This window comes from Paraglaciecola mesophila (assembly GCF_009906955.1).
Taxonomy (GTDB): domain Bacteria; phylum Pseudomonadota; class Gammaproteobacteria; order Enterobacterales; family Alteromonadaceae; genus Paraglaciecola; species Paraglaciecola mesophila_A.
This window is the reverse complement of the sequence record NZ_CP047656.1, coordinates 2,019,821-2,043,335: the sequence shown is the minus strand read 5'-3', so window position 1 is coordinate 2,043,335 and position 23,515 is coordinate 2,019,821. Positions and strand designations below refer to the sequence as shown.

Below are 23,515 nucleotides of genomic sequence, written 5' to 3'. Positions count from 1 at the left end.
TCATGCTATGAACAACGATCGGGATATCACTCAGTTACTTCGTGACTGGCAGTCAGGAAGCGAGCAAGCATTTAATGATTTAAGTCATTTAGTTTACTCAGAATTGCATCGCAGAGCACAAAAGCACATGTCCTTTGAGAGAGCTGGGCATACTTTGCAGGCCACTGCCTTGGTGAATGAAGTGTTTATCGATTTGTTGCATGCTCAGTTAGATTTTGCAGACCGAGCGCATTTTTATCGATTAGCTGGCAATATGATGCGGCGTATTTTGGTTGATCATGCTAGGGCACATACCAGTCAAAAACGAGGGGCGGGAGCAAACCATATCACCTTGGTTGATTATAAATATGGAGATAAACCGATCAGTCATGATGTTGTTGAGTTAGATGCAGCCTTATCAGCGTTAGCAAAGTTTGATAAACGAAAAGCTGAAATTTTAGAGCTACAGTTTTTTGCAGGTTCAAGTGTACAAGATATTGCTCAGTTTTATGCGGTTTCACCCAGAACCATAGAGCGTGACGGGCAATTTGGTAAAGCCTGGTTACACCGGGAGCTAAGCGTAGCTGGCTAGACGCTATGTAAACAAAAATCCGCCTACGAGCGGATTTTTTACTTATACTTGAATATATCGCACATTCTGTGCATAACAGCCAACTGATTACTGACTGTTTACACTGGCGATAACGCTACGTTCTTCGCTGTATTTACCATTCGTTAGAAAGTTATTCATTTTTTCAGCTTTTTCACCGTACTGTTCAACAAATGCAACCATGCTTTGACCGTTACACGTGACTTTTTCAGTGACGTAACGCTTGGTTACCTTGCTTAACTTCATCGCTTTATTCATTTTTAGAACGCTACCAGACGTCGCGGTTACGCAGAGTTTTGTACCCGCTTCATTATCGCTAGGAATTAATTCTTGGTCTGCATGTGCAGCACCTAAAACAGCAAAAGAAAGTAGCGTTGCAGCGATAGTTTTAGTCAATGTTTTCATGGTGTATTTCCTTTAATGAGTCAGTATTTTCAGTGTGTTGTTTTGTTAATTATCAGTTTGCAACCTAGATGCCAACTTTAAATTACTTTAAAAACAATGAGTTATGCGTTGCCCATTCTTTTTGTATGTGAAATATAATTATGTTTTCTATTAATTGACTAAAAAATGGTTTTTTTGACCAATGATGAGGCTGACTATGAGAGGGGTGATGAAGTGTGCGCAAAAAAGTTTGATTTGAGTCAGTAAGATCGCTGTCAAATTTAGCTAATACTTTTAATGTGGATACGGTTTTGCTATATTTCCGGCGCTTTTTTAAGCATTCTTTTAACTGCTCTGGATTTACGATCCAACTCGCAAGGAATTATCATGCAAAATCAAACTGCTGCGCCTTTTGTCGTGTGCGCGTTATACAAATTTGTCACCCTAGAAAACTTCGAAGAAATGCGTCAGCCACTTCTAGCATTTATGCAGGATAACGGCATCAAGGGAACCTTGTTATTAGCTGAAGAGGGGATTAATGGCACCGTTTCAGGTTCACGAGACGGCATCAATGCATTATTAGATTACTTGAACCAAGACTCACGCATTGCGCCTATTTCACATAAAGAATCGTTAGATGAAACTCAACCCTTTCATCGCACCAAAGTAAAGTTGAAGAAAGAGATAGTGACTATGGGCGTAGAAGGCATCGATCCGCTGCGCACTGTGGGCACGTATGTAAAGCCGCAAGATTGGAATGCGTTAATATCTGATCCGAATGTCACTGTCATTGATACTCGTAACGACTATGAAATCGAAATTGGTACGTTTAAAAACGCGATCAATCCAAAAACTGAATCATTCCGCGAATTTCCTCAGTATGTAAAAGATAATCTCGAGCCCAGTAAAAACAAAAAAGTCGCCATGTTTTGTACCGGCGGAATTCGTTGTGAAAAGTCTACAGCTTATTTAAAAGAACAGGGCTTTGAAGAGGTTTATCATTTAGAAGGCGGTATCCTTAAATACTTAGAAGAAGTACCGAAAGACGACACCTTATGGGAAGGTGACTGTTTTGTGTTTGATAATCGCGTTGCGGTTAATCATGACTTACAAAAAAGTGATTATGATCAGTGTTATGCCTGTCGTCTACCTATTACTGAAGAAGATAAACTAAGCCCGTTATTTGAGGCTGGCGCTAGCTGCCCCAAGTGTCATGGCACCCACAGTGAAGAGCAGCTCAAACGTTTTCGTGAGCGTGAAAAGCAGGTGAATTTAGCCCGCCAGCGCAATGAAGCACACGTTGGTGAAGATGCAACTAAGGCAATAAAATTACGCCGTCAGCAGAAAGCTGCACAACGGCGAGCACAGCGTGCAGCTGCAGGAAAAAGCAACGGTTAAGCCGTTAGATATTGCGCTTTGGTTCACCAACGTAGACATTTGGTGATATGAAAGGGTAAACTCGTCCTAACATTAACTAATGTGGTTCAATCATGGCACAGCAAGAGACATTAGCACCGGAAAAGGTTGCTGAAATTCGCAAAGAATTTGATTATTTTGATACCGATAAGAACGGTGAAATCGGGTTAACAGAATTTATTGAGTTGTTAACTATCATATCGCCTAAAACCAAGGCTAGTCATGTTGAAGAAGGCTTTAGTTTGATTGATAAAAACAACGATGGCTCCATCGACTTCGAAGAGTTTTTAGAGTGGTGGCAGCAATCTTGGTGGGAATACTAAACTCATCGATTTCGTTTGAAAGGTATTTAGATCAAAAAGCCCAAGTATTTGCTTGGGCTTTTCCTTTTCTAACTCTTATTCTAACTGGGTTGAGTTACAGTTGTTTAAACGTTAAGCCTGCGTTGTCTACTAAACGCTTAATTAACGTGTCGCCCATAGCCGATGCTGGGGTCAAAATACCGCCAGGAGTATCGGTTGAGTCTTTAATCAGACACAAGGCTGCTTCGGTGATCATACGAGAAGTCGAGCCATAACCCGGGTCAAGTGTGGCGCCAACGCTCACGGTTAAGTTTTGGCCTTCTTGATCATTGCCTACAAATAACACCTCGTAAAAACCATTTTCACGCTCTTCTTTACTTGGACCTTCACCAGGTTTAGGGCCGCCATCTTTCATCATGCCTTTATCGCTGGCCACTGCTTTAGCGATCGTTTCCCCTTTCTCTCCTGGGCCTGTCATCAGCATTTCATCATAAACAAAATCGCTGCCGTATTGGTGACTGAGTAGCATGTTGCTGCGGTGCACATTGCGCGTATTAATCGCGGCCATAATGAAAGGCGTTACCCAGGTATTAAGCGATTCTTCAAAATAGGGTTTATCCCCGGCTGGTTGCTCAGTGCCTGCGAAACCTGGGGTCAAAGAGAATGGATTGAGCAGCAACTCAAACTGTTTTGGATCTTGTTTCGCAGCGGCTAAAGTGGCTTTTAAGCTCGCTGCTGTGCCACCAGAGAAGGTCCCTTGCATTTTTTTAACCCGACCTTTGACTCGGTTAAATGTATGGCCGAATTTTTCTTGGGCTAATTGCTGTAAATGATATACGCCTAAATCAAACGGAATGGAATCAAAACCACAGGAGAACACGATTCGAGCACCGCTTTGTTTCGCTGCAGCTTCGTTTGCATCTATCATATGGCGCATCCAAACTGGCTCGCCACACAAATCAACGTAATCAACACCTGATTGGGCACACATGGCGACTAACTCAGAGCCATAAAGCTGATAAGGGCCAACCGTGGTCAGGATTAAACGTGTACTATCAAGCATGGCTTGCATTGAGCTCGCATCTTCAGCGTCAGCGACCACCAGAGGGGTATCCTTTGGTGCACCAATCTCATCGCGTACTAATGCTAATTTATCAGCACTACGCCCAGCCATTGCCCAGGTGAAACTATTGTCATCTGCATATTGCTTTGCCAAGTATTCTGCTACTAGACGGCCAGTAAAGCCTGAAGCGCCATAAACGACGATATCGAATTCTTTGTTTGTGCTCATTTATCATTCTCTATTCTAAACAGGTTGATTGATAGTAAGAGGACTAGGGAGAAATTTAACTTTATTTACGTGATGCGTAACTATAAATAAACAAACAGGAAACTTGGGCAAAAAAAAACGTGCATTCTCAGCACGTTTTTATCTGGGGATATTGTCGATGGGGCTTAGGAAACAGCAACAATCTTACAGGCGTTTGTGCCGCCTATGGTTTCCATATTGTCACCATAGGTCATGATGAATAAATCACCGGTTTCAAGTAGGCCTTTTTCTTTCATGATTGCCACTACGTCTTTAGTCAATTCACCTGGGCTGCTGCCACGAGAATCAAAATATGCGGGTTTAACACCACGGTAAAGCGCCATGATGTTCAATGTTGACTCATGACGAGATAAAGCATAAATCGGCAATGAAGTGGTGATACGTGACATTAAGCGGGGAGTGCTACCGCTCTCGGTCAAGGCAACAATGGCTTTTACTGTACTCAAATGATTTGCGGCATAAACTGCACTAAGCGCAACTGTTTCGCTTACTGAGCCAAAGCTTTCATCCATGCGATGCTTAGAAATTTTAACGCTAGGGTGGGTTTCTGCGCCTACACAAACACGGGCCATAGCCGCCACTGTTTCAACAGGGTAATCACCTGCCGCGGTTTCTGCTGACAACATCACTGCATCGGTTCCATCAAGAACGGCATTGGCCACATCCATGACTTCTGCACGGGTTGGCATCGGGCTGGTGATCATGGTTTCCATCATTTGTGTTGCTGTGATAACCACTTTGTTCAATTGACGTGAACGAGCAATCAGTTTCTTTTGTACACCGACTAGTTCAGCATCACCGATCTCTACACCTAAATCACCACGTGCAACCATAACTGCGTCAGACGCTTCAATGATATCGTCAATGGCTTCATCAGTCGCAACGGCTTCAGCACGCTCTACTTTGGCACAAATCATTGCATGGCAACCTGCTTTTTCAGCAAGTTGGCGCGCGTAGCGCAAATCATCCCCAGAACGCGGGAAAGAGACGGCTAAATAATCAACACCGATAATGGCAGCTGTTTTAATGTCTTCTTTGTCTTTCTCTGTCAAGGCCTCTGCAGAAAGCCCACCACCTAAACGATTAATGCCTTTATTGTTAGATAATTTGCCAGCTACCGTCACTTCGGTGTGTACTTTGTTACCTTCTACTTGCACTACTTTAAGCTGTATACGACCATCATCTAGTAATAGAATATCACCTGTATTCACGTCTTTAGGCAGTGCTTTATAGTCGATACCAACCGCGTTTTGGTCACCGTCTTCACGACCCATATCAGCATCGAGGATAAATTTGTCACCCATACCAAGTATGATTGATCCGTCTTTGAATTTCGCTACACGAATTTTTGGACCTTGCAAATCTCCTAAGATAGCAATGTACTTGCCAAGCTTTTTCGCTACTTGACGAACTTTTTCGGCGCGCTCGATGTGATCTTGAGCAGTACCATGAGAGAAGTTCATGCGTACTACGTTTGCTCCGGCTTGAACTATGCCTTCTATTTGCTCAACTGTGTCTGTTGCTGGGCCCAATGTAGCTAAAATTTTGGTTCGTCTTAACATAGGTAATTTGCTCTGGTTGTGGCGCATACTGTTTCAGGAATGCAGGTATTAAATTTTGTTTATGATTACTGAGTATCTGTCGCGATAAGCTGATAGTGCATAAAAGCCAAGTGTAAATTTTACCGTTGCTTATCTTACATCTCTATCAGCATGTGATTATAACAACTGAAGCTGACAGATTAATTACTATTTCGTAATTAAATTACGAAAATACTAGATTAATAAGTCATTATTGTGAAATTTTTTAACAAAAAAAGCTATTAAAGGCGGACTATTGATGCGAGGTCAGACCAATTCTCGGTAATTAACCGCCTTTTTTGTACGATTTTCCTACTGTTCGTTACGTTTGTCGTAGCGCGAACCTCGTAACGTATCTTTTACACGTTTTAAGTTTTCGCGGAATTTAGTGCCTCTGCGTAAGGTAAAACCAGTGGCTAAAATATCAATTAATGTTAGCTGGGCAATTCGCGATGCCATGGGCATGTACATGTCAGTGTCTTCTGGTACTTCCAACGATAAGACCAAATTGCATTCTTTAGCCAGAGGGCTGTTTTGTGAGGTTATGCCGACGACAGTAGCGTCGTTACTGCGGGCTATTTGCGCGACTTCTACCAGACTTTTGGTGCGCCCTGTATGTGAAATAAGTACTACAACATCATCTTCAGATGAATTCATGCAACTCATGCGCTGCATTAAAATGTCTTCGAAATAAACCACTGGTACATTAAAGCGAAAGAATTTATTCAGCGCGTCGTGAGCAACAGATGCCGAGGCGCCTAAGCCGAAAAAAGAAATCTTTTGTGCTTGGGTTAGCAAATCCACTACGCGATTAATGGTATTGATGTCAACAGATTGGCGTGCTACTTCAAGAGAAGCCATAGTCGATTCAAAGATTTTCTTAGTGTATTCCTCAGGACCGTCATCTTCTTCAACGTGACGGTTTACGTAAGGAGTCCCGTTGGCTAGGCTTTGAGCCAAATGCAATTTGAAGTCTGGGTAGCCCTTGGTATCTAAACGTCGACAAAAGCGGTTGACTGTGGGTTCGCTCACGTCTGACATCTTGGCAAGAGTGGCAATGCTACTATGTATAGCGATTTGAGGATTCGCCAAAATGACTTCGGCTACTTTACGTTCTGACTTACTAAACGCTAATTTATGCTGAGTTATTTTTTCAAGAATGTTCATATGCCCACAGAATTCTTAACTAAAATCATGAAGTAATGCAAAGAATAACACTGTCAGTGGCAAACTTGGTAACCTTCTTGTAACTTTTTGACAAAAAAAAGCGAAAATTCGGTCTTAATGGTCGAGAAGGAGGCAGAATGCTTCGCCTTTTCGCAACAAACGTTGTAAAATTACAACATTTGTTGTTAACTGTGGGCAAAGATAAGTCATGATTGAAGTGTTATTATTAGCCCAATTCCAATCACGCAGTTTTATTAATTAGCAGGTTAAACACAATGACGTTAGATAATTCATCCGCTCCGTGCGATTTTGTTCTATTTGGTACCAAAGGTGACTTAGCTCGCCGCAAATTACTTCCGTCGCTTTACCAGTTAGAGAAAGCAGAACTAATGCATGCTGAAACCTCGATCTTAGGGGTAGCCCGAGACGACATCAGCTTGCAAGAATATGTGGTTTTAGTAAAAGAAAATATTGAACAGTTTAGCGGTGAAACCTTATGCACCGAAACATGGGAGCGTTTTTCCGCTAAGCTAGATTATGTATGTGTCGATATGAAGAACGCTGAAAGTTATAGTGTTTTTGCTGAACACGTAGACGCATCACGCACCATGGTTTGTTATTTCGCTACTCCTCCCTCTATCTTTGGTGATATTTGTCGTGGTCTTAAAGCTGCAGATGTTATTGATAAGAGTATGCGCGTCGTTCTAGAAAAACCCATCGGACATGATTTGGCATCCTCTAAAGTGATTAATGATCAGGTCGCTGAGTTCTTCGACGAATCACAAATTTACCGTATCGATCATTACTTAGGTAAAGAAACGGTTTTAAACCTTATTGCATTGCGTTTTGCGAACTCAATATTTGCTACCAATTGGGATCACAACAGCATTGATCATGTGCAAATCAGCGTTGCTGAATCTGTGGGCATTGAAGGACGTTGGGGGTATTTTGATACTGCAGGTCAAATGCGTGACATGGTGCAAAATCACTTGTTACAAATTTTGACGTTAATCGCCATGGAGCCTCCTACCACACTTGATGCTGACAGTATTCGCGGTGAAAAGTTAAAAGTACTCAAAGCACTACGCCCGATCAATTCAACCAACATTAATCAAAAGAGTGTTCGAGGTCAGTACATAGGTGGCTTCGTGAAAGGTAAAGAAGTACCTGGTTATTTAGATGAGCCAGATGCGAACCCGCGTAGCGAAACAGAAACCTTCGTTGCTTTGAACGTTGATATCGACAACTGGCGCTGGGCCGGTGTGCCGTTCTATTTACGTACCGGTAAACGTTTGCCAAACAAAACCAGTGAAGTGGTTATCTATTTCAAACGTCAACCACATAACTTATTTGAAGACAGTTTTGCTCAGTTACCGCCTAACAAGTTAACTATTCGTTTGCAGCCAGATGAAGGCGTAGAAGTCACGGTAATGAACAAGGTACCTGGTTTGACAGGTACCAGTGGTATGGATTTACAAAAGTCTCGCCTCAATTTGAGTTTCTCAGAAGCCTTCCAAGACGACCGTATTGCAGATGCATACGAAAAGTTATTGCTAGAAGTGATGTTAGGCAATCAGGCGTTATTTGTAAGCCGTGATGAAGTTGAGTATGCCTGGAAATGGGTTGACGGCATCATCGAAGCATGGAAACACACCAATGAACCACCAGAGCCTTATCAAGCAGGTACCTGGGGGCCGGTTGCTTCTATCGCATTGCTAGCACGTGAAAACCGTGCTTGGTATGAAAGCAGAATTGGGAAAAAATAATATGTCTTTAAATGAAAATAACTTTCAATCAACAGATGAACTGAATGCGACTTTCGCTCAGAGCATCGTCGACATTTTAACCGCAGGTATTAATGAAAACGGCCGAGCTAGCTTGGTTGTTTCTGGTGGTAGAACACCAAAGGCATTGTTTAACGCTTTATCAAAGGTAGCGCTTGATTGGTCTAAGGTTGATATTAGCCTTGCTGATGAGCGTTGGGTTGAAACAGACGACGATGCCAGCAACGAAAAAATGGTGCGTCGTGAGTTATTACAAAATAAAGCAGCAGCGGCCAATTTCGTTGGCCTTAAAACAGAGCATGACAATGCAAAAGATGCAGTTGAAACCTGCACTGCAAATCTTGCCAAATTACACACCCCATTTGATGTATTAATACTTGGCATGGGCGAAGATGGGCACACAGCTTCGTTATTCCCTTGCTCAGAACAAATTCATCAAGGTTTAGACCAGGGCGCCCGTCGTACGTACATTGCTGTACAGCCCACGACCGCGCCAAACCAACGCATGTCGTTAACCTTACCCGCGCTATTGAACAGCAAAAATATATTTTTGCATTTAACTGGTGACAGCAAGAAACAGGTACTTGATAAAGCTGTAAAAGGTGGCGACGAGCATGAAATGCCCATACGTGCGGTGCTGAATAGCGCCGACGTTGAATTAATGTGGGCTCCCTAGGAGAAAGATATGAATTCCATCATTCAAGAAGTCACCCAGCGAATTATTGAGCGCAGCCAACATTCGCGCAAAGCGTACTTAGATAAGATTGAAAAAGCGCGTTTACAGGGCCCGCACCGTGGCACCCTGTCTTGTGGTAACTTAGCACACGGTTTTGCCGCATGTGGCGCTGAAGATAAAGCTGATTTACGTAGCATGACGAAATCGAATATTGCGATTATCTCGTCGTACAATGACATGTTATCTGCTCACCAACCTTACCATGACTACCCAGAAATACTGAAAAAAGCAATTCAGCAAGTAGGCAGTGTCGCGCAGTTTGCCGGTGGCGTGCCAGCAATGTGTGACGGGGTTACTCAAGGTAATGCCGGAATGGACTTGAGCCTGATGAGCCGTGACGTAATTGCTATGTCAACAGCGGTTGCTTTGTCGCATAACATGTTTGACGGTACCTTGATGCTGGGCATATGTGACAAAATTGTCCCAGGGCTATTAATTGGTGGCTTAAGCTTTGGTCACTTGCCGACTATTTTCGTGCCTGCAGGCCCTATGCCTTCAGGTATTCCAAACAAAGAAAAAGCCCGTGTACGTCAAATGTACGCTGAAGGCAAAGTAGGCCGTGAAGAACTGCTAGAAGCTGAATCTCAGTCTTATCATTCAGCAGGAACCTGTACTTTCTACGGTACTGCAAACAGTAACCAATTGGTTGTTGAAACCATGGGCTTACACTTGCCAGGTTCATCGTTTGTTAACCCAGGTACCCCACTGCGTGAAGCGTTAACAGACGCTGCGGCTCGCCAAGTCACGCGTATTACTGACTTAGGCGAAGACTATCGCCCAATCGGTCATATTGTTGATGCCAAAGCTATCGTCAATGGTTTGGTGGCGTTGTTAGCAACAGGTGGTTCTACTAACCATACTATGCACTTAGTTGCAGTGGCGAAAGCGGCGGGTTACACCATCAATTGGGATGACTTTTCTGATATTTCAGATGCGGTGCCATTGCTGACACGCATTTACCCTAACGGCTCAGCCGACATAAACCATTTCACCGCCGCGGGCGGCATGGCGTTATTGTTCAGAGAACTATTAAACGCTGGTTTGTTGCACAACGATGTGAAAACCATTTGTGGTGACGGTCTTGAGCGTTATACCCAAGAGCCAATGCTTGAAAACGGTGAACTTGTTTGGCGTGATGGTCCGAAAGAATCCTTCGACAAAGAAGTGGTTGCCAGTGTGGAAAAACCATTTAAGCCTGATGGCGGATTATCCGTTCTCACTGGAAATTTAGGCCGTGCGGTAATGAAAACCTCAGCATTACGTGAACCTCATTGCAAGATGAAAGCACCTGCGGTTGTGTTTGAAGATCAGTTCGAACTTGCAGCGGCTTTTAAAGCGGGTGATTTGAACAAAGACTGTGTTGTTGTGGTGCGCTTCCAAGGGCCTTCAGCCATCGGTATGCCTGAGCTTCATAGCCTTACTCCACCGTTAGGTGTGTTGCAGGATAAAGGCTTTAAAGTTGCTCTGGTGACCGACGGTCGTATGTCAGGTGCATCAGGTAAAGTACCTGCTGCCATTCACCTGACCCCTGAAGCGCTTAAAGGCGGTTTGATCGCAAAAGTTCAAAACGGCGACATTATCGAGCTTGATACTCAAACTGGTCACATGACGCTGCACGTAGATGAAGCAGAGCTTTCAAAGCGTGAAGCGAAGGTGACGGATGTTGCTTCTCATCAAATTGGAATGGGCCGTGAAATGTTCGCTGGTATGCGTTCAACGCTTACAGGTGCCGAGCAAGGTGCATGTTCGCTTTTCGTCGGACAGGATGATTAATTGTGGCAGCTAATTTTGTAGCAGATATTGGTGGAACCAATATTCGTTTAGCTCAGGTTGTTGATGGTCAAGTCGCTGAAATTCGCAAGTACTTGTGTGCGGACTTCGCCACAGTAAATGATGCGATAAAACAGTACTTTTCTGAGTTTCCGACTACTGAGTTTGCAGCTGGGTGCTTGGCTATTGCCTGCCCAGTTGCCGGTGACCTTGTGAAAATGACTAACCATACTTGGGCCTTTTCGATTAAACAGGTGCAAACCGATTTAGGGCTAAGCTGGCTGGGCGTGATTAATGACTTCACGTCAGTGGCCCATTCACTGCCTAAGCTGGATGCCAGCCAAAAAGTGCAAATTGGTTCAGGGCAAGCGATACCTGAAGCCAATATTGCTGTTTTTGGTCCTGGTACTGGGTTAGGCGTTGAGCACTTAACTTGCACTGACGGCGCATGGAAAGCGCTAGATGGGGAAGGTGGACACGTTGACTTTTCAGCAGTCGATGAAAATGACATTGCTATTCTGCGCTTTTTGACCAAAAAGCTAGGCCATGCCTCAGCAGAAGAAGTGATGTCAGGACGAGGGATTGTGCATATCTATCAGGGGTTAGCTGCGGCCAAGAATGTACCGTCAGAGTACAGTAACGCAGCGGATATTACCTCCAGAGCAATTGATAACAGTTGTTCGCTGTGTAGAGAAACACTTGAGCAGTTCTGTCGTATCATGGGGAGTTTTGCTGGCAACCTAGCCTTAAACCTGTGTACGCGCGGTGGTGTTTATATCGGTGGCGGGATCGCCTCTCGGTTTGTTGAATTTATTCAACAAAGTGAATTTCGCGCACGTTTTGAAGCAAAAGGCCGGTTTCGTGATTACGTAGCGGGCATACCTACATACATTATTACCGAGCCCGATCACGGCTTGATCGGTGCTATGGCATACCTACAACAGCATTATAAAGGTTAACTACAATGACAAAAAATTGGAAAATTTCGTCTCAAGATGTCTTCAGTCAAGGACCTGTGGTTCCTGTATTGGTGATCAAGGATGTAAAACATGCGGTACCATTAGCAAAAGCATTAATTGCAGGTGGCATTCGCGTATTAGAAGTCACCTTGCGCACTGAAGCTGCATTAGACGTGATTAAAGCCATTGCTACTGAAGTACCAGAGGCCATCATAGGCGCGGGTACCGTTACCAATGCTAAGCAATTAGCAGAAGTTGAAGCAGCTGGTGCAATGTTCGCCATTAGCCCTGGTATGACTTCAGATTTATTGGATGCGGGTAACAAAGGCGGAATTTCACTTATTCCAGGTATTTCTTCAATTTCTGAATTAATGCGCGGTATTGACTTTGGTTACACCCACTTTAAATTCTTCCCTGCGGAAGCATCTGGTGGTGTTAAAGCGATCAAAGCGATCGGTGGTCCATTCCCTGATATCGCATTTTGCCCAACAGGTGGCATAAGCCCAACTAATTACCTTGAGTATTTGTCATTGCCTAACGTGCGTTGTGCTGGCGGCTCTTGGTTAGCGCCAGATGATGCAGTTGAAGCAGGTGATTGGGATCGCATCACCGAACTTGCTAAGCAAGCCGTTGCTGGTGCACAAGGTATCTAAATTCCGGTTTTAGTAGCATAAAAAAGGCCACTATTTAGTGGCCTTTTTAGTCTCTGCAATACAGACCCAATCTACTTATCAAATGCGGGTCGACTGTCTTTCATTAGCGTATCCAACGCTTTTTGCGCCTTAACCGGGTCGGCAAGATCGTTATCTTCGAGCATTTCGCACTCATCGTTAATCATTTGCTTGATCGTAACAGGGTAGTATCGGCAGTCATCTGGACGATCATAGTAGATATCGCAGGTGTATATATCTTTGCTGTGAGCGCTATTTTTATCCCCAGGAATAACACGCAAAAATGGACAATGATCTAAGCGTTTACCGGTTTCAGGGCTTGACCAAATTAAGCCATTTTTAACGTATTGAGCGATATCGGGTTGAAACAGCTCCCACATATCGATTTCGTTGTCGGTGACCGACAAACCGCCGTCACCGTACTGGGTACAGCACTTACCGCACTGAGTGCATTCTTTCACGTTCGTTCGACCGCAACTGGATGGTGGGGTAAGTGTAGCAAGTTAGAGAGTCAAAGGTATTAGATGCTTGTTGGTGTTAATGGCGCAGAATCAAATTTGACACCCTTCCAACCGGTTTGCATAAAGTTGCGAATGTTGCCATGGTCACTGGCGTTAGGGTGTTGTAATACATCATCTCGATAAAAAGCACCGAACAAATGCAGTGTCTCGGATTCAGTTAGTTGATTGAGGTGTGCAAAATATAAAATTTTGCATGAGCCTTCATTACTGCCTTTTTCATTAACGATTTCACCATTGCTGAAACCCGTCGCAGTGTATTGATAATGTTGTTGGATAGTATTGATCACTTGGCTAAATTCAACACTTTGCGGCTGAGAACGTACTTGGTTAATAAGATCTTGGATTGTCATGTTTGTCCTAAAGAATAAGAAACATACATAAGCGGTTTCGACTGAAACCGCTTATGCAGATAGGGGTAATGCTAAATACGCCTATTAAAGCGTCAACATAAAGACTTTTGAATTGCGCTGAAAGTTGTAAAGTTGCTTCTTTTTGGCCGGCAAATCATCAAGGGTGGCACGCACAAATCCCTGCTCTTGAAACCAATGAGAGGTCACAGTCGTTAAACAAAATATCGAGGTTAGGCCTTGAAGCTTTGCTTGCTCACAGATCGCGCTTAGTAAGCGCTCACCACGGTTACCACCACGATAATCTGTATGCGTAGCGACGCATGCCAGCTCACCACATTGTTCCTCTAAGTAAGGATACAAGGCAGCGCAGGCGATGGTCATACCGTCGCGTTCAATGATGGTAAATTGTTCGATTTCACGCTCTAGAATTTCCCGAGAGCGTTTAACGAGAATACCTTTTTCTTCAAGCGGATTAATAAGGTTCAGAATGCCGCCTACATCTTCAATGGTTGCGCTACGTATCTGCTCATAATAGCTTTGCGAAATCAGCGAGCCAGCACCGTCGCGAGTGAAAAGCTCTTGAAGCAGCGCGCCATCTTGCCCATAACTGACGCAGTGACATCGGCTAACACCAGACTCAAGACTATCGATGATCGTTTGAATACTGTGTTTTTCGCGCTGTAAATGCTCCTGCTCTAACATGGGATATAACGAGTTTAGCTGAATGTTACGTAGCAATCGTCCTGTTTCATCCACTAAGCCATCTTTCTCGGTGAAGATGATCAGCTTGTCGGCTTTAAGGGCTTTTACGACATTGGTCGCCACATCTTCGTGACTTAAATTGAACACTTCTCCTGTGGGTGAATACCCCATTGGAGGGAGCAATACAATTGAGCCATCATCTAGATGGTCGTTAATGCCAGTGACGTCGACACGTCGCACTAAGCCGGTGTGTTCAAAATCGACACCGTTACGCACGCCAATTGGCATGGCGACTACCAAGTTGCCTGAGCACACGCGAATTTGTGCCCCGTGCATGGGCGAGTTAGCCAAGCCCATTGTAAGCAATGCTTCAATTTGTGAGCGCACAGAACCTGCGGCATCTTTCACGCATTCTAGAGTTTGCTTGTCTGTTATGCGTACGTCTTCTGAAAAACGCGGCTCAACCTTGCGCCATATTGCACGCTGATCAATTTGCGGACGCGCACCATGCACTAAAATTAAACGCACGCCCAAGCTGTTAAGCAGGGCGATATCTTGAATAATATTGGCAAAGTTCGCATCTTCCACGGCTTCACCGCCGAACATCAACACGAAGGTTTTCCCTCTGTGGGCATTGATGTAGGGCGCCGAATTGCGAAATAGCTTTACGCTGTCATTGTGTGAAAGTACCACGTGTTTTCCTTACACTTACATCACTATTTTACGAACGATGCTTTAGCATTCGCCAGCGCTTCGAGTACAGGCTTAATGCCGGTACCACCTAAAATATCGCGCTTGTTAACTAAGTACTCAAGTTGCAGAACCGGATATACATCTTCTTCAATGACATCTGAGTACACTTTTAACTCGGCAATACTAAGCTCCTCAATGGCCTTTTTCTTCTCGAGGGCATCAAGTACAACACGTCCAGAAATATCGTGGGCGGTTCTAAAAGGAATGCCTTTATCAACAAGATAATCTGCCAGTTCAGTGGCATTTGCGTAACCCTCACGGGCCGCTTTGGCGCAGCGCTCACTATCAAGCTTGATGCTATCAACCACTTCGCAGGCAATACGCAAGCAGATGTGCCATTGATTAGTGGCATCGAATAAGCCTTCTTTGTCTTCTTGCATGTCTTTGTTATACGCAAGAGGTAAGCCTTTCATGGTCACAAGCAAGGCTTGTAAGCTACCAAATACACGACCGCATTTACCGCGCATAAGTTCTAACGCATCAGGGTTTTTCTTCTGGGGCATCAATGACGAGCCAGAGGTAACGGCGTCACCTAATTGAATAAAGCCCGCTTCGCCTGAGTTATAAAAGATTAAATCCTCGGCCATGCGCGACAAATGCATCATGCTGGTGCTAGCGACAAATAGTAGCTCTAGTACGTAATCACGATCAGATACGGCGTCAAGACTGTTGATGCAAGGGCTAACAAAACCCAGCTCTTCAGCAATGGCTTGACGGTCGATAGGGTAGGTTGTACCCGCTAATGCACCGCTGCCAAGAGGACATTGGTTTAACCGCGCTTTTAAGTCATGTAGACGACTTAAGTCGCGCTTTAGCATTTCGACATAGGCCAAACACCAGTGCGGGTAACGCACTGGTTGAGCGCGTTGTAGATGCGTGTAACCTGGCAAAATAACATCTTTGTTTACTTGAGCATTGCCAACCAGTGAAGCAATAACGGCCTCAACATCTTCCACTAACAAGTCAACGTGTTCACGGGTCCATAAACGAAAATCCGTGGCCACTTGGTCGTTACGACTACGCCCAGTGTGTAGCTTACGGGCTACATCACCAAGCTGCTCAATTAATGTAGCTTCAACAAAGCTGTGAATGTCTTCTTCACTACTGGCATCAAAATCAAGCTCACCCGCATCGGCTTTTACCAACAAGGCTTTGAGTGCTTCTTCAAGCTGTTGGTGTTCGTCTTGGGTTAACACGCCTGCTTTGGCAATCGCGCGGGCCCATGCAATTGAACCACGAATATCTTGACTCGCTAATACTCTGTCAAATGGCAGTGAGTCATTCACAGTGCGAAACATCGCACTGCTACCGTCTTGAAAACGTCCGCCCCACAAGCTCATTATTCGATACCTGTGTTTTTGAAAGGAATGCCCTTTTTGTTAAGCGCGCTGATGCGGCTAGACAAACTGTAAAGACGAATAAAGCCTTCAGCGTGACTTTGGTCGTAAACGTCATCGGCGCCAAATGTAGCGAAGTCTTCTGAGTACAAGCTGTTGGGTGAACGACGCTGTGTTACCGTTGCTTGACCTTTATAAAGCTTAACCACTATGTCGCCAGTGACTTTATCAGCAAAGCTTGCGGCACCAGCTAGCAGTGCATCATTTAGCGGAGTGAACCAACGCCCGTCATACATAACGTGTGAAAACTCTAGACCAATTTGCTCGCGGTACTTAAGTGCTGCTTTGTCTAGCACTAGGCTTTCTAGGGCTTTATAGGCTGCTAGCATGACGGTACCGCCAGGGGTTTCGTAACAACCACGTGACTTCATGCCTACTAAACGGTTTTCAACAATATCGATACGTCCTACACCGTGTGCACCAGCAAGTTCGTTCAATTTAACTAGGCATTGGTACGGGTTAAGGGCTTCACCATTTACTTTAACCATACGACCGTGCTCGAAGCTCACTTCAACACGCTCAGGTGTATTTGGTGCATCTTCAGGAGAGACTGTCATGGTCCACACTTCTTTCGTTGGTTCACACCACGGGTCTTCTAATTCACCACCTTCATGTGAGATGTGCCATGCGTTTGCATCACGGCTGTAGATTTTAGTGGCTGAAGCCGTGGTTTTGATGTCACGTTCTGCTAAGTAAGCCAATAGGTCTTCACGTGATACCATGTCCCATTCACGCCAAGGCGCAATCACTGTTAGTTCAGGGGCGAGTGCGGCAAAGGTACCTTCGAAACGTACTTGGTCGTTACCTTTACCGGTACAGCCGTGGCACAGTGCATCGGCGCCAACTTTACGGGCGATTTCTACTTGCGCTTTGGCAATGATTGGGCGTGCCATTGATGTGCCAAGTAGGTACTGTCCTTCATATACCGCACCAGTAGTAATGGTTGGGTAGATGTATTCAGAAACAAACTCTTCTTTCAAGTCAACGATGTAGCATTCGCTAGCGCCCGTTTTGATGGCTTTTTCACGTAGACCTTCTAGCTCTTCATCACCTTGACCAACATCAGCTGCAAACGCGATGACTTCACAGTCGTAGTTTTCTTTTAACCAAGGAATGATCGCTGATGTATCCAAACCACCTGAATAGGCTAGTACCACTTTTTTGATGTTTTTCTTGCTCATTATCTGTACCTAAAAAATAAAATTGTTAAATGGGTTACGCTGCGCCGCTAAGAAGATGCACTAAAATAGCATTCTGGGCGTGCATTCTGTTTTCTGCTTGCTGCATCAAAATCGATTGCTCTGAATCAATCAAGCTGCCGCTAATTTCTAAGTCACGATGAGCAGGTTGGCAGTGCATTACGTATTGTGCACCTGTTGACTGCATCATCGCTTCATCGATTTTGTATTTGCCAAATGCCTGTTTTATGGTTTCAAGCGGGGTGTCATCACCCATTGAAATCCAGGTGTCAGTATAAAGGGCATTCGCACCGTTAGCGGTTTCAATATCATTACTGATAACGAGCTTGCCGCCATTTTGCTCCGCTTTTTGTTGAGCGAGTGTGACAATAGCTGGGTCCACTTCATAACCAGGAGGGGTGATTACAACCACTTCACAGCCAAGCGTTACGCCGACAATCATCAACGAGTGGGTCACGTTATTCCCGTCACCGATATACGCTAGCTTAACTTTACTTAAATCACCAAAACGCTCGGTTAATGTCAGGTAGTCAGCCATGGCTTGGCATGGATGATACATATCACACAAGGCGTTAATCACTGGTACTTTAGCTGCGCTGGCTAGCTCTTCTAAGGTAGAGTGAGCAAAAACCCGTGCAACAATAGCATCAGCCCAACAGGCAAGATTGTTGCCCATGTCTTTCACGTCTTCGCGGCCTGCTAATTTATTTGACTGGCTATCTAAATAAACCAAGTGGCCACCTAGCTTATTGATGCCAATATCAAAACTGACGCGGGTGCGCAGGGACGGCTTCTCGAACAGAGCAACAATCGATTTGCCCGCCAACGCTTGGCGATAGTCAGCCGGATTGGTCTTAATGGTGATGGCCAGTTGCAATAGTGCATTGAGGTCTTTTGCAGACCAATCAGTGAACGACAGTAGATCCTTTTTCATGGAGGTACCTTAAATTTTCGGGATTATGGTAGTGCCAACGGGTTCACCCGCCAGCAATCCTAGGAGTTGCTCTGGTGTTTGCCAACTGGCAATCGTAATAGGGCGCTGTAAGCTAGTAGCAGCATCAAGGGCTGCATCCACTTTTACCTGCATTCCATCTTTAATAACGCCCGCTGTCACTAGCCCTTCGATATCTTGGGCAGTGAGCTGGTTAATCAAGTTTTTATTCTGATCGAGCACACCAGGCACGTTTGATAGCAACAACAGGTCAGCGTTTAATAATTGCGCGATAACCGTCGCCGCTTGATCAGCATTTACGTTGAGTAAATTTCCTTTTTCATCGGCTCCAATAGAGCTAATAATCGGCAGGATATTCGCCTCAAGCAATAAATTCAACATAGTCGGTGAATTAGCTTGTGCTACACCTACTGCCCCAAGAGCGGGATCAAGTACAGAACAGCTCGTCATGGCGCCATCAGCTAAGCATAACCCGACCGGTGTCGTATTTGCGCGAATGGCAAAAGCACAGAGTTGCTTATTGGCTGTACCCGCTAAAGCGCCTGTAATATAAGGCATATGCTCAGGTGGCGTGACGCGCAATCCGTTCACTTTGGTACTGGTAAATTGTAAGGCTTGTAATAACTGCTCTACCATAGGGCCGCCGCCATGTACCAAGACCACTGGGCGACTCTGCTGAAGCTGTTTAATTACCGCGAGTAATTGCAGCGCTTCGGCTGTGGCCTGCATGAACGCACCACCAACTTTTATGACTAACGGGTTCATGCTGATACCTCGTGTACTAAGCCAAGGTGCGATGCAAAACCAAAACGAATATTGGCACATTGCACTGCTTGAGAGGCAGCCCCTTTTAGCAGGTTATCGATTGCACTGGTGACCACCAAATACCCTTTGTCTGTATCTAGTTTCCAAAATAAATCACAGTGCGGCGTACCGACAACGTCATCTAATTTAGGCCATGTTTGGCGAATGCGTACAATGGGGTGATCTTGATACGCTTGATTAAATGCCCTAGCAACAGCTTCGGCGTTTACATCAGAATTCACTTTGACTGTGATGGTCGCCAAAATACCCCGTTTAAAGTTGCCTAAATGTGGAGTAAATATGACTTCGCGGCCCAAGTACGCGCTAATCTCAGGTTGATGGCGGTGGCCTAACACCCCATACGCTTGCAAGCTTACCTCGCAAAAACTGTTGCCCATGGCAGCCTTGCGACCGGCACCAGATACGCCAGATACGGCGTTAATAATGGGTAAGTGACCATCAGCAAGAATGCCTGCTTCATGTAATGGTTTTAACGCGCTTAGTGATGCCGTGGGGTAGCAACCTGGTACCGCAACAATATCCGCATCTTTAATGTCATCAGCAAACCAATCTGCTAAGCCATAAACAGCTTGTTCAAGACTAGAGGTTTGTTCATGAGTGAAACCATAATAGTCTGCGAAAACTTGTTGGTCTTTGAGTCTAAATGCACCTGATAAATCGAATACCTTAGCTTTGCCTGACGATAAGACTGGCATCCAGTCGTGGCTCGCTTCATGGGGCGTGGCAAGAAATATCACGTCCATTTCGTTGGCAAGGGCTTGCAGAGCATCATCGGTTAAAGGCGTGAGAGGCAAGTTGATTTGCCCGAACAAGTAACCGTGTACGTCCCCTAGTTTTTTATCAGCATCTTGACTTTTGGCTGATACATACAAAGCATTTAATTCAAAGCGTGGGTGGCGATGAATTAAAGAAGCTAATTCGGCACCGGTATATCCACTGGCGCCGACAATACAAGTTTTGATCATAAAACGTATATCTCTAAATAGTTGTATGGGTTTAATTTTACTAAATGAAGGTGACAAAAATAAAAAAACACCCAAGACCTTTAGCAAATACTAAAGGTCTGGGTGAGCTAAACGCTACAGACCTCGACTTATCGTCGATACAACATGCTGGCGAAGCTAGGCAGGGAATCGAATTGTGACGTTATTGAAATCATATGCGAAATTAAACCGAATTAAGATAATATGTATAAATAATTTAGACCAAAAGCATATTTGCAAAGCGGCTAAACCATGTTGGCGCTAAGAATGCCATGTGTTATATATTTATGCAAATAAAATGAATAATTATTTAAAGGGAGGCTTATGCCATCTTTGTCTTTTTTAGAACGTTACGCCCAGATCATTAATACGCCCTCTATTAGTGCGTTTAGTGCGGATTTGGACCAATCAAATCGCGCTATTATTGATCTGCTTGCAGGTTGGTTTAAAGACTATAATTTCAACATAAGTATTCAACAAGTGCCCAATGCGCGAAATAAATACAATATGTTAGCCAAAATAGGCAGTGGTGAAGGCGGACTATTGTTATCAGGCCATTCTGATACGGTCCCTTTTGACGACAATAAATGGCAGTTCGACCCTTTCAAAGCACAAGAAAACGACGGAAAGTTATTTGGTCTTGGGACCTGTGATATGAAAGGTTTTTTTGCATTTATTCTTGAAGCGTTACAAGACATTCCTTTAAAAGATCTGAAAAAGCCCTTGTATATACTGGCCACCGCAGATGAAGAAACCTCTATGGCGGGGGCACGGTTTTTTGTCGAGCAACAACTCATTAAACCCGATATGGCGATTATCGGTGAACCAACTGAGCTAAAACCTATTTTTAAACACAAAGGGCACATGGGGCATAGTCTGAATATTCAAGGTAAAGCTGGGCATTCGAGTGATCCTGCCAAAGGGGTAAATGCTATTGAAATCATGTATCAAGCCATTGGTAAATTGATAGCGTTAAAACAGCAATTGTCTGAAACCCACCGAGATGACGCTTTTAGCGTGCCAGAGGTCACTATGAACTTGGGGCATATTCACGGTGGAGACGGAGAAAACCGCATTTGTGGCCATTGCCAGTTAAATTTCGATTTACGCGCTATTCCATCTTTAAGCGATGAAGAAGCGATCGCTATGATTGATGAAGCGCTAGCACCACTTGTGCAAAAGTATCCGCAGCGCATTACGCGTGAAGCCATGTACGAAACTGCGCCGGCGTTTGGTTGCCGTAATGAACAGGGAATTCTTGAATTAGCAAAGAAACTAACGGGTTTTGACCCGGTTAGTGCCAACTATGCTACCGAAGCGCCATTTATCAACCAGTTAGGGTGTGACACTATAGTATTAGGCCCTGGCAGCATAGAACAGGCTCATCAACCTGATGAGTTTATTTCGCTACATTATGTGGACCCTACCGTTACGTTGTTGAGAAATTTTATTAAGCAGGTCTGTTTCTAATGGCTGCACGAGAGAAGCCAATCAAAACGTTGAAATTAATTACCAATGTTGTCAAGGGGCTGGGGGCGGCCGTCATGGTGATGTCAATCAGTTTAGGCGCAACATCAAAAATGAACTCAAATTATCCCGCATTACCGGAGCCCGTGTCGAATAACGCAGTGGCCAGTGTTAATACCTCACAAGGGCATTTCTTACTTTCATTCATGGGGCTAGGCGCAGCTAAAACGCACCAAGCAGTGCACAATAAAGTATGGGCACTCGGGTTTGAAGGCGATAAGCCGAATAATCGATGGCAACAAAAGTCGCCCGTTCCCTCAAGTTTGCCCCTGTCAGGCCGTTTAGCTAGCATTGCTGTTGGGGTAGGCGATATGGCGTTTATATTCGGCGGCTACACAGTGGATGCTGCGCATAACGAGATATCAAGCCCTGATAATTTTCGCTATGACGTGTTAAAAGATACTTATTATCCCATTGCGGTTACCCCTGTACCTGTGGATGATGCTGTTGCGCTCGTGTTTCAACAGCGATACGTGTATTTAATTAGTGGTTGGCATAACGATGGCAACGTCAATTTAGTCCAGATTTACGACGTAAAAACCGATACTTGGCAGCAAGGTTCGCCATTTTTAGGAAAACCTGTGTTTGGCCATGCAGGGGCGATTGTTGGCAACAACATTATGCTATGTGATGGGGTTAAAGTGGATGCCCAGCCCCATAAACGCCGCACGTTTTCAGCCGAGTCAGCGTGTTATCTTGGCATTATTGACGAAAAGGCGATTAATAAAATCGATTGGCGCACCGTCGCCCATCCTACCTCAACTGCTCGTTATCGCATGGCTGCAGTAGGAGATGAAGCAACAGACTCGGCTATATTCGTAGGCGGCTCTGACAACCCATATAACTACAACGGAATAGGCTACAACCAAGCACCTGCAAAACCGAGCAGCCAAGTGTGGCGCTATGATTTTGTTCACTCTAAGTGGCAAATAACCGAGATGCAATCACCTACTATGGATCACCGCGGCTTACTGATCGTAGGGGAAGGGGAAAGTAAACACTTTGTCACGATAGGCGGTATGAGAGAGCAGCAAAAAGTCTCAAGTGATGTACATATTATCAATTTATAAGCCGTGGCAACCAAACGTGTTGAACAGCACAACGATTTTTAAATGAATTATTGAGGAACATATGCAGAAAACGATAGCGTTAGTTGCACACGATCATAAAAAGCCAGAACTGATCCGCTGGGCGCTTGAACATAAAACAGAGCTGGAAAAGCACACACTCGTGGCGACGGGTACCACAGGTGGATTGCTTCAAGAAGCGCTTAATTTGCCTGTAAAACGTTTTAAAAGCGGCCCGCTCGGGGGGGATCAACAGATAGGTGCTTTGATTGCTGAAGGCCAATTAGACAGTTTGATTTTCTTTTGGGATCCACTTAATCCTGCCCCTCACGACCCAGACGTGAAAGCTTTGTTACGTTTATGTTCAGTGTGGAATTTGCCTGTCGCATGCAACACGTCGACTGCTGATATGTTAATTACTTCACCATTGTTTATTGAAGGATTATACGAACGGGCCATGCCTGATTTTTAAGGTATTGTAAGTGGTACGCAAGGGAGGATTAAAGTATTGGCGAGGAAACCCCTCAAGGGGGATGTAAAACTGATTTGTC

The 23,515-nt window shown here is 44.6% G+C and carries 23 protein-coding genes; 11 read left to right on the top strand and 12 right to left on the bottom strand.

The genetic code is table 11. The features are described from left to right. Window positions 1–7: 7 nt before the first annotated feature. A complete protein-coding gene (locus FX988_RS08745) occupies window positions 8–571 on the top strand; it encodes a sigma-70 family RNA polymerase sigma factor (RefSeq protein WP_160179255.1) in 564 nt (187 codons plus the stop codon). A gap of 87 nt (window positions 572–658) precedes the next feature. Here the strand turns inward: FX988_RS08745 and FX988_RS08740 are convergent, their stop codons facing one another. Beyond that, window positions 659–994: a DUF3718 domain-containing protein gene (locus tag FX988_RS08740; protein WP_160179254.1), complete on the bottom strand. Its 336-nt coding sequence runs from the start codon at window positions 992–994 to the stop codon at window positions 659–661. 366 nt (window positions 995–1,360) lie between these two features. Between FX988_RS08740 and FX988_RS08735 the strand changes: the two genes are divergently transcribed. Both FX988_RS08735 and FX988_RS08730 read left to right on the top strand, forming a co-directional pair. Beyond that, on the top strand, window positions 1,361–2,371 hold the full coding sequence (locus FX988_RS08735; RefSeq protein ID WP_160179253.1) for a rhodanese-related sulfurtransferase: 1,011 nt from the start codon (window positions 1,361–1,363) through the stop codon (window positions 2,369–2,371). A gap of 92 nt (window positions 2,372–2,463) precedes the next feature. Beyond that, complete coding sequence (locus FX988_RS08730; protein ID WP_160179252.1) at window positions 2,464–2,712, top strand: EF-hand domain-containing protein; 249 nt, start codon at window positions 2,464–2,466, stop codon at window positions 2,710–2,712. Window positions 2,713–2,806: 94 nt separating this feature from the next. Here the strand turns inward: FX988_RS08730 and FX988_RS08725 are convergent, their stop codons facing one another. The 3 genes from FX988_RS08725 to FX988_RS08715 form a co-directional block, all read right to left on the bottom strand. Beyond that, window positions 2,807–3,982, bottom strand: coding sequence for a saccharopine dehydrogenase family protein (locus tag FX988_RS08725; protein WP_160179251.1), 1,176 nt, complete (start codon window positions 3,980–3,982; stop codon window positions 2,807–2,809). 164 nt (window positions 3,983–4,146) lie between these two features. Further along, the gene (pyk, locus tag FX988_RS08720; RefSeq protein WP_160179250.1) at window positions 4,147–5,583 is read right to left on the bottom strand and encodes a pyruvate kinase; all 1,437 of its coding nucleotides are present in this window, start codon (window positions 5,581–5,583) and stop codon (window positions 4,147–4,149) included. 330 nt (window positions 5,584–5,913) lie between these two features. Then, complete coding sequence (locus FX988_RS08715) at window positions 5,914–6,768, bottom strand: MurR/RpiR family transcriptional regulator (RefSeq protein ID WP_160179249.1); 855 nt, start codon at window positions 6,766–6,768, stop codon at window positions 5,914–5,916. 275 nt (window positions 6,769–7,043) lie between these two features. Here FX988_RS08715 and zwf point away from each other — a divergent pair, with 275 nt between their 5' ends. From zwf to FX988_RS08690, 5 genes are read left to right on the top strand one after another with little or no spacing between them, the layout of a single operon-like run. Next, window positions 7,044–8,534, top strand: a complete 1,491-nt coding sequence (gene zwf, locus FX988_RS08710; RefSeq protein WP_160179248.1) for a glucose-6-phosphate dehydrogenase — start codon at window positions 7,044–7,046, stop codon at window positions 8,532–8,534. 1 nt (window position 8,535) lies between these two features. Continuing rightward, the gene (pgl, locus tag FX988_RS08705) at window positions 8,536–9,228 is read left to right on the top strand and encodes a 6-phosphogluconolactonase (RefSeq protein WP_160179247.1); all 693 of its coding nucleotides are present in this window, start codon (window positions 8,536–8,538) and stop codon (window positions 9,226–9,228) included. A 9-nt stretch (window positions 9,229–9,237) separates the two neighbouring features. Next, window positions 9,238–11,061, top strand: a complete 1,824-nt coding sequence (edd, locus tag FX988_RS08700) for a phosphogluconate dehydratase (protein WP_160179246.1) — start codon at window positions 9,238–9,240, stop codon at window positions 11,059–11,061. A 2-nt stretch (window positions 11,062–11,063) separates the two neighbouring features. Next, complete coding sequence (locus FX988_RS08695; RefSeq protein WP_160179245.1) at window positions 11,064–12,017, top strand: glucokinase; 954 nt, start codon at window positions 11,064–11,066, stop codon at window positions 12,015–12,017. A 5-nt stretch (window positions 12,018–12,022) separates the two neighbouring features. Then, window positions 12,023–12,670 (top strand): bifunctional 4-hydroxy-2-oxoglutarate aldolase/2-dehydro-3-deoxy-phosphogluconate aldolase, encoded by a 648-nt coding sequence (locus tag FX988_RS08690; RefSeq protein WP_160179244.1) that lies wholly within the window; start codon window positions 12,023–12,025, stop codon window positions 12,668–12,670. Between the two features lie 71 nt (window positions 12,671–12,741). On the opposite strand, the gene FX988_RS08685 is transcribed toward FX988_RS08690, so the two are convergent. From FX988_RS08685 to argC, 8 genes are all read right to left on the bottom strand, one after another. After that, on the bottom strand, window positions 12,742–13,149 hold the full coding sequence (locus tag FX988_RS08685; protein ID WP_160179243.1) for a YkgJ family cysteine cluster protein: 408 nt from the start codon (window positions 13,147–13,149) through the stop codon (window positions 12,742–12,744). A gap of 59 nt (window positions 13,150–13,208) precedes the next feature. Then, on the bottom strand, window positions 13,209–13,559 hold the full coding sequence (locus tag FX988_RS08680; RefSeq protein WP_160179242.1) for a HopJ type III effector protein: 351 nt from the start codon (window positions 13,557–13,559) through the stop codon (window positions 13,209–13,211). 84 nt (window positions 13,560–13,643) lie between these two features. Then, the gene (gene argA, locus FX988_RS08675; RefSeq protein WP_160179241.1) at window positions 13,644–14,954 is read right to left on the bottom strand and encodes an amino-acid N-acetyltransferase; all 1,311 of its coding nucleotides are present in this window, start codon (window positions 14,952–14,954) and stop codon (window positions 13,644–13,646) included. Window positions 14,955–14,977: 23 nt separating this feature from the next. Continuing rightward, entirely contained in the window at window positions 14,978–16,354 is a 1,377-nt protein-coding gene (argH, locus tag FX988_RS08670) for an argininosuccinate lyase (protein WP_160179240.1), read from the bottom strand. Further along, complete coding sequence (locus FX988_RS08665; protein ID WP_160179239.1) at window positions 16,354–17,592, bottom strand: argininosuccinate synthase; 1,239 nt, start codon at window positions 17,590–17,592, stop codon at window positions 16,354–16,356. The genes argH and FX988_RS08665 overlap by 1 nt, the downstream gene beginning before the upstream one ends. Window positions 17,593–17,626: 34 nt before the next feature. Continuing rightward, a complete protein-coding gene (locus FX988_RS08660) occupies window positions 17,627–18,544 on the bottom strand; it encodes an ornithine carbamoyltransferase (protein WP_160179238.1) in 918 nt (305 codons plus the stop codon). Window positions 18,545–18,553: 9 nt separating this feature from the next. Then, on the bottom strand, window positions 18,554–19,327 hold the full coding sequence (gene argB, locus FX988_RS08655) for an acetylglutamate kinase (RefSeq protein ID WP_160179237.1): 774 nt from the start codon (window positions 19,325–19,327) through the stop codon (window positions 18,554–18,556). Continuing rightward, window positions 19,324–20,352, bottom strand: a complete 1,029-nt coding sequence (argC, locus tag FX988_RS08650) for an N-acetyl-gamma-glutamyl-phosphate reductase (RefSeq protein WP_160179236.1) — start codon at window positions 20,350–20,352, stop codon at window positions 19,324–19,326. Before argC ends, argB begins: the two co-directional genes overlap by 4 nt. A gap of 342 nt (window positions 20,353–20,694) precedes the next feature. Between argC and argE the strand changes: the two genes are divergently transcribed. The 3 genes from argE to FX988_RS08635 all read left to right on the top strand — a co-directional run bounded on the left by argE (window position 20,695) and on the right by FX988_RS08635 (window position 23,436). After that, window positions 20,695–21,840 carry an acetylornithine deacetylase gene (argE, locus tag FX988_RS08645; RefSeq protein WP_160179235.1) on the top strand — a complete coding sequence of 382 codons (1,146 nt, stop codon included), beginning with the start codon at window positions 20,695–20,697 and terminating at the stop codon, window positions 21,838–21,840. Then, complete coding sequence (locus FX988_RS08640; RefSeq protein WP_160179234.1) at window positions 21,840–22,967, top strand: Kelch repeat-containing protein; 1,128 nt, start codon at window positions 21,840–21,842, stop codon at window positions 22,965–22,967. The genes argE and FX988_RS08640 overlap by 1 nt, the downstream gene beginning before the upstream one ends. 61 nt (window positions 22,968–23,028) lie before the next feature. Next, window positions 23,029–23,436, top strand: a complete 408-nt coding sequence (locus FX988_RS08635) for a methylglyoxal synthase (RefSeq protein WP_160179233.1) — start codon at window positions 23,029–23,031, stop codon at window positions 23,434–23,436. The last annotated feature ends 79 nt before the right edge of the window (window positions 23,437–23,515 follow it).

Coding starts and splice junctions, on each gene's coding strand:
- FX988_RS08745 (WP_160179255.1), top strand. CDS start 8: ATGAACAACGATCGGGATATCACTCAGTTACTTCGTGACTGGCAGTCA.
- FX988_RS08690 (WP_160179244.1), top strand. CDS start 12,023: ATGACAAAAAATTGGAAAATTTCGTCTCAAGATGTCTTCAGTCAAGGA.
- FX988_RS08740 (WP_160179254.1), bottom strand. CDS start 994: ATGAAAACATTGACTAAAACTATCGCTGCAACGCTACTTTCTTTTGCT.
- FX988_RS08715 (WP_160179249.1), bottom strand. CDS start 6,768: ATGAACATTCTTGAAAAAATAACTCAGCATAAATTAGCGTTTAGTAAG.
- argC (WP_160179236.1), bottom strand. CDS start 20,352: ATGATCAAAACTTGTATTGTCGGCGCCAGTGGATATACCGGTGCCGAA.
- zwf (WP_160179248.1), top strand. CDS start 7,044: ATGACGTTAGATAATTCATCCGCTCCGTGCGATTTTGTTCTATTTGGT.
- pyk (WP_160179250.1), bottom strand. CDS start 5,583: ATGTTAAGACGAACCAAAATTTTAGCTACATTGGGCCCAGCAACAGAC.
- FX988_RS08725 (WP_160179251.1), bottom strand. CDS start 3,982: ATGAGCACAAACAAAGAATTCGATATCGTCGTTTATGGCGCTTCAGGC.
- FX988_RS08735 (WP_160179253.1), top strand. CDS start 1,361: ATGCAAAATCAAACTGCTGCGCCTTTTGTCGTGTGCGCGTTATACAAA.
- FX988_RS08635 (WP_160179233.1), top strand. CDS start 23,029: ATGCAGAAAACGATAGCGTTAGTTGCACACGATCATAAAAAGCCAGAA.
- FX988_RS08730 (WP_160179252.1), top strand. CDS start 2,464: ATGGCACAGCAAGAGACATTAGCACCGGAAAAGGTTGCTGAAATTCGC.
- argE (WP_160179235.1), top strand. CDS start 20,695: ATGCCATCTTTGTCTTTTTTAGAACGTTACGCCCAGATCATTAATACG.
- edd (WP_160179246.1), top strand. CDS start 9,238: ATGAATTCCATCATTCAAGAAGTCACCCAGCGAATTATTGAGCGCAGC.
- FX988_RS08640 (WP_160179234.1), top strand. CDS start 21,840: ATGGCTGCACGAGAGAAGCCAATCAAAACGTTGAAATTAATTACCAAT.
- pgl (WP_160179247.1), top strand. CDS start 8,536: ATGTCTTTAAATGAAAATAACTTTCAATCAACAGATGAACTGAATGCG.
- FX988_RS08680 (WP_160179242.1), bottom strand. CDS start 13,559: ATGACAATCCAAGATCTTATTAACCAAGTACGTTCTCAGCCGCAAAGT.
- FX988_RS08660 (WP_160179238.1), bottom strand. CDS start 18,544: ATGAAAAAGGATCTACTGTCGTTCACTGATTGGTCTGCAAAAGACCTC.
- argB (WP_160179237.1), bottom strand. CDS start 19,327: ATGAACCCGTTAGTCATAAAAGTTGGTGGTGCGTTCATGCAGGCCACA.
- argH (WP_160179240.1), bottom strand. CDS start 16,354: ATGAGCTTGTGGGGCGGACGTTTTCAAGACGGTAGCAGTGCGATGTTT.
- FX988_RS08665 (WP_160179239.1), bottom strand. CDS start 17,592: ATGAGCAAGAAAAACATCAAAAAAGTGGTACTAGCCTATTCAGGTGGT.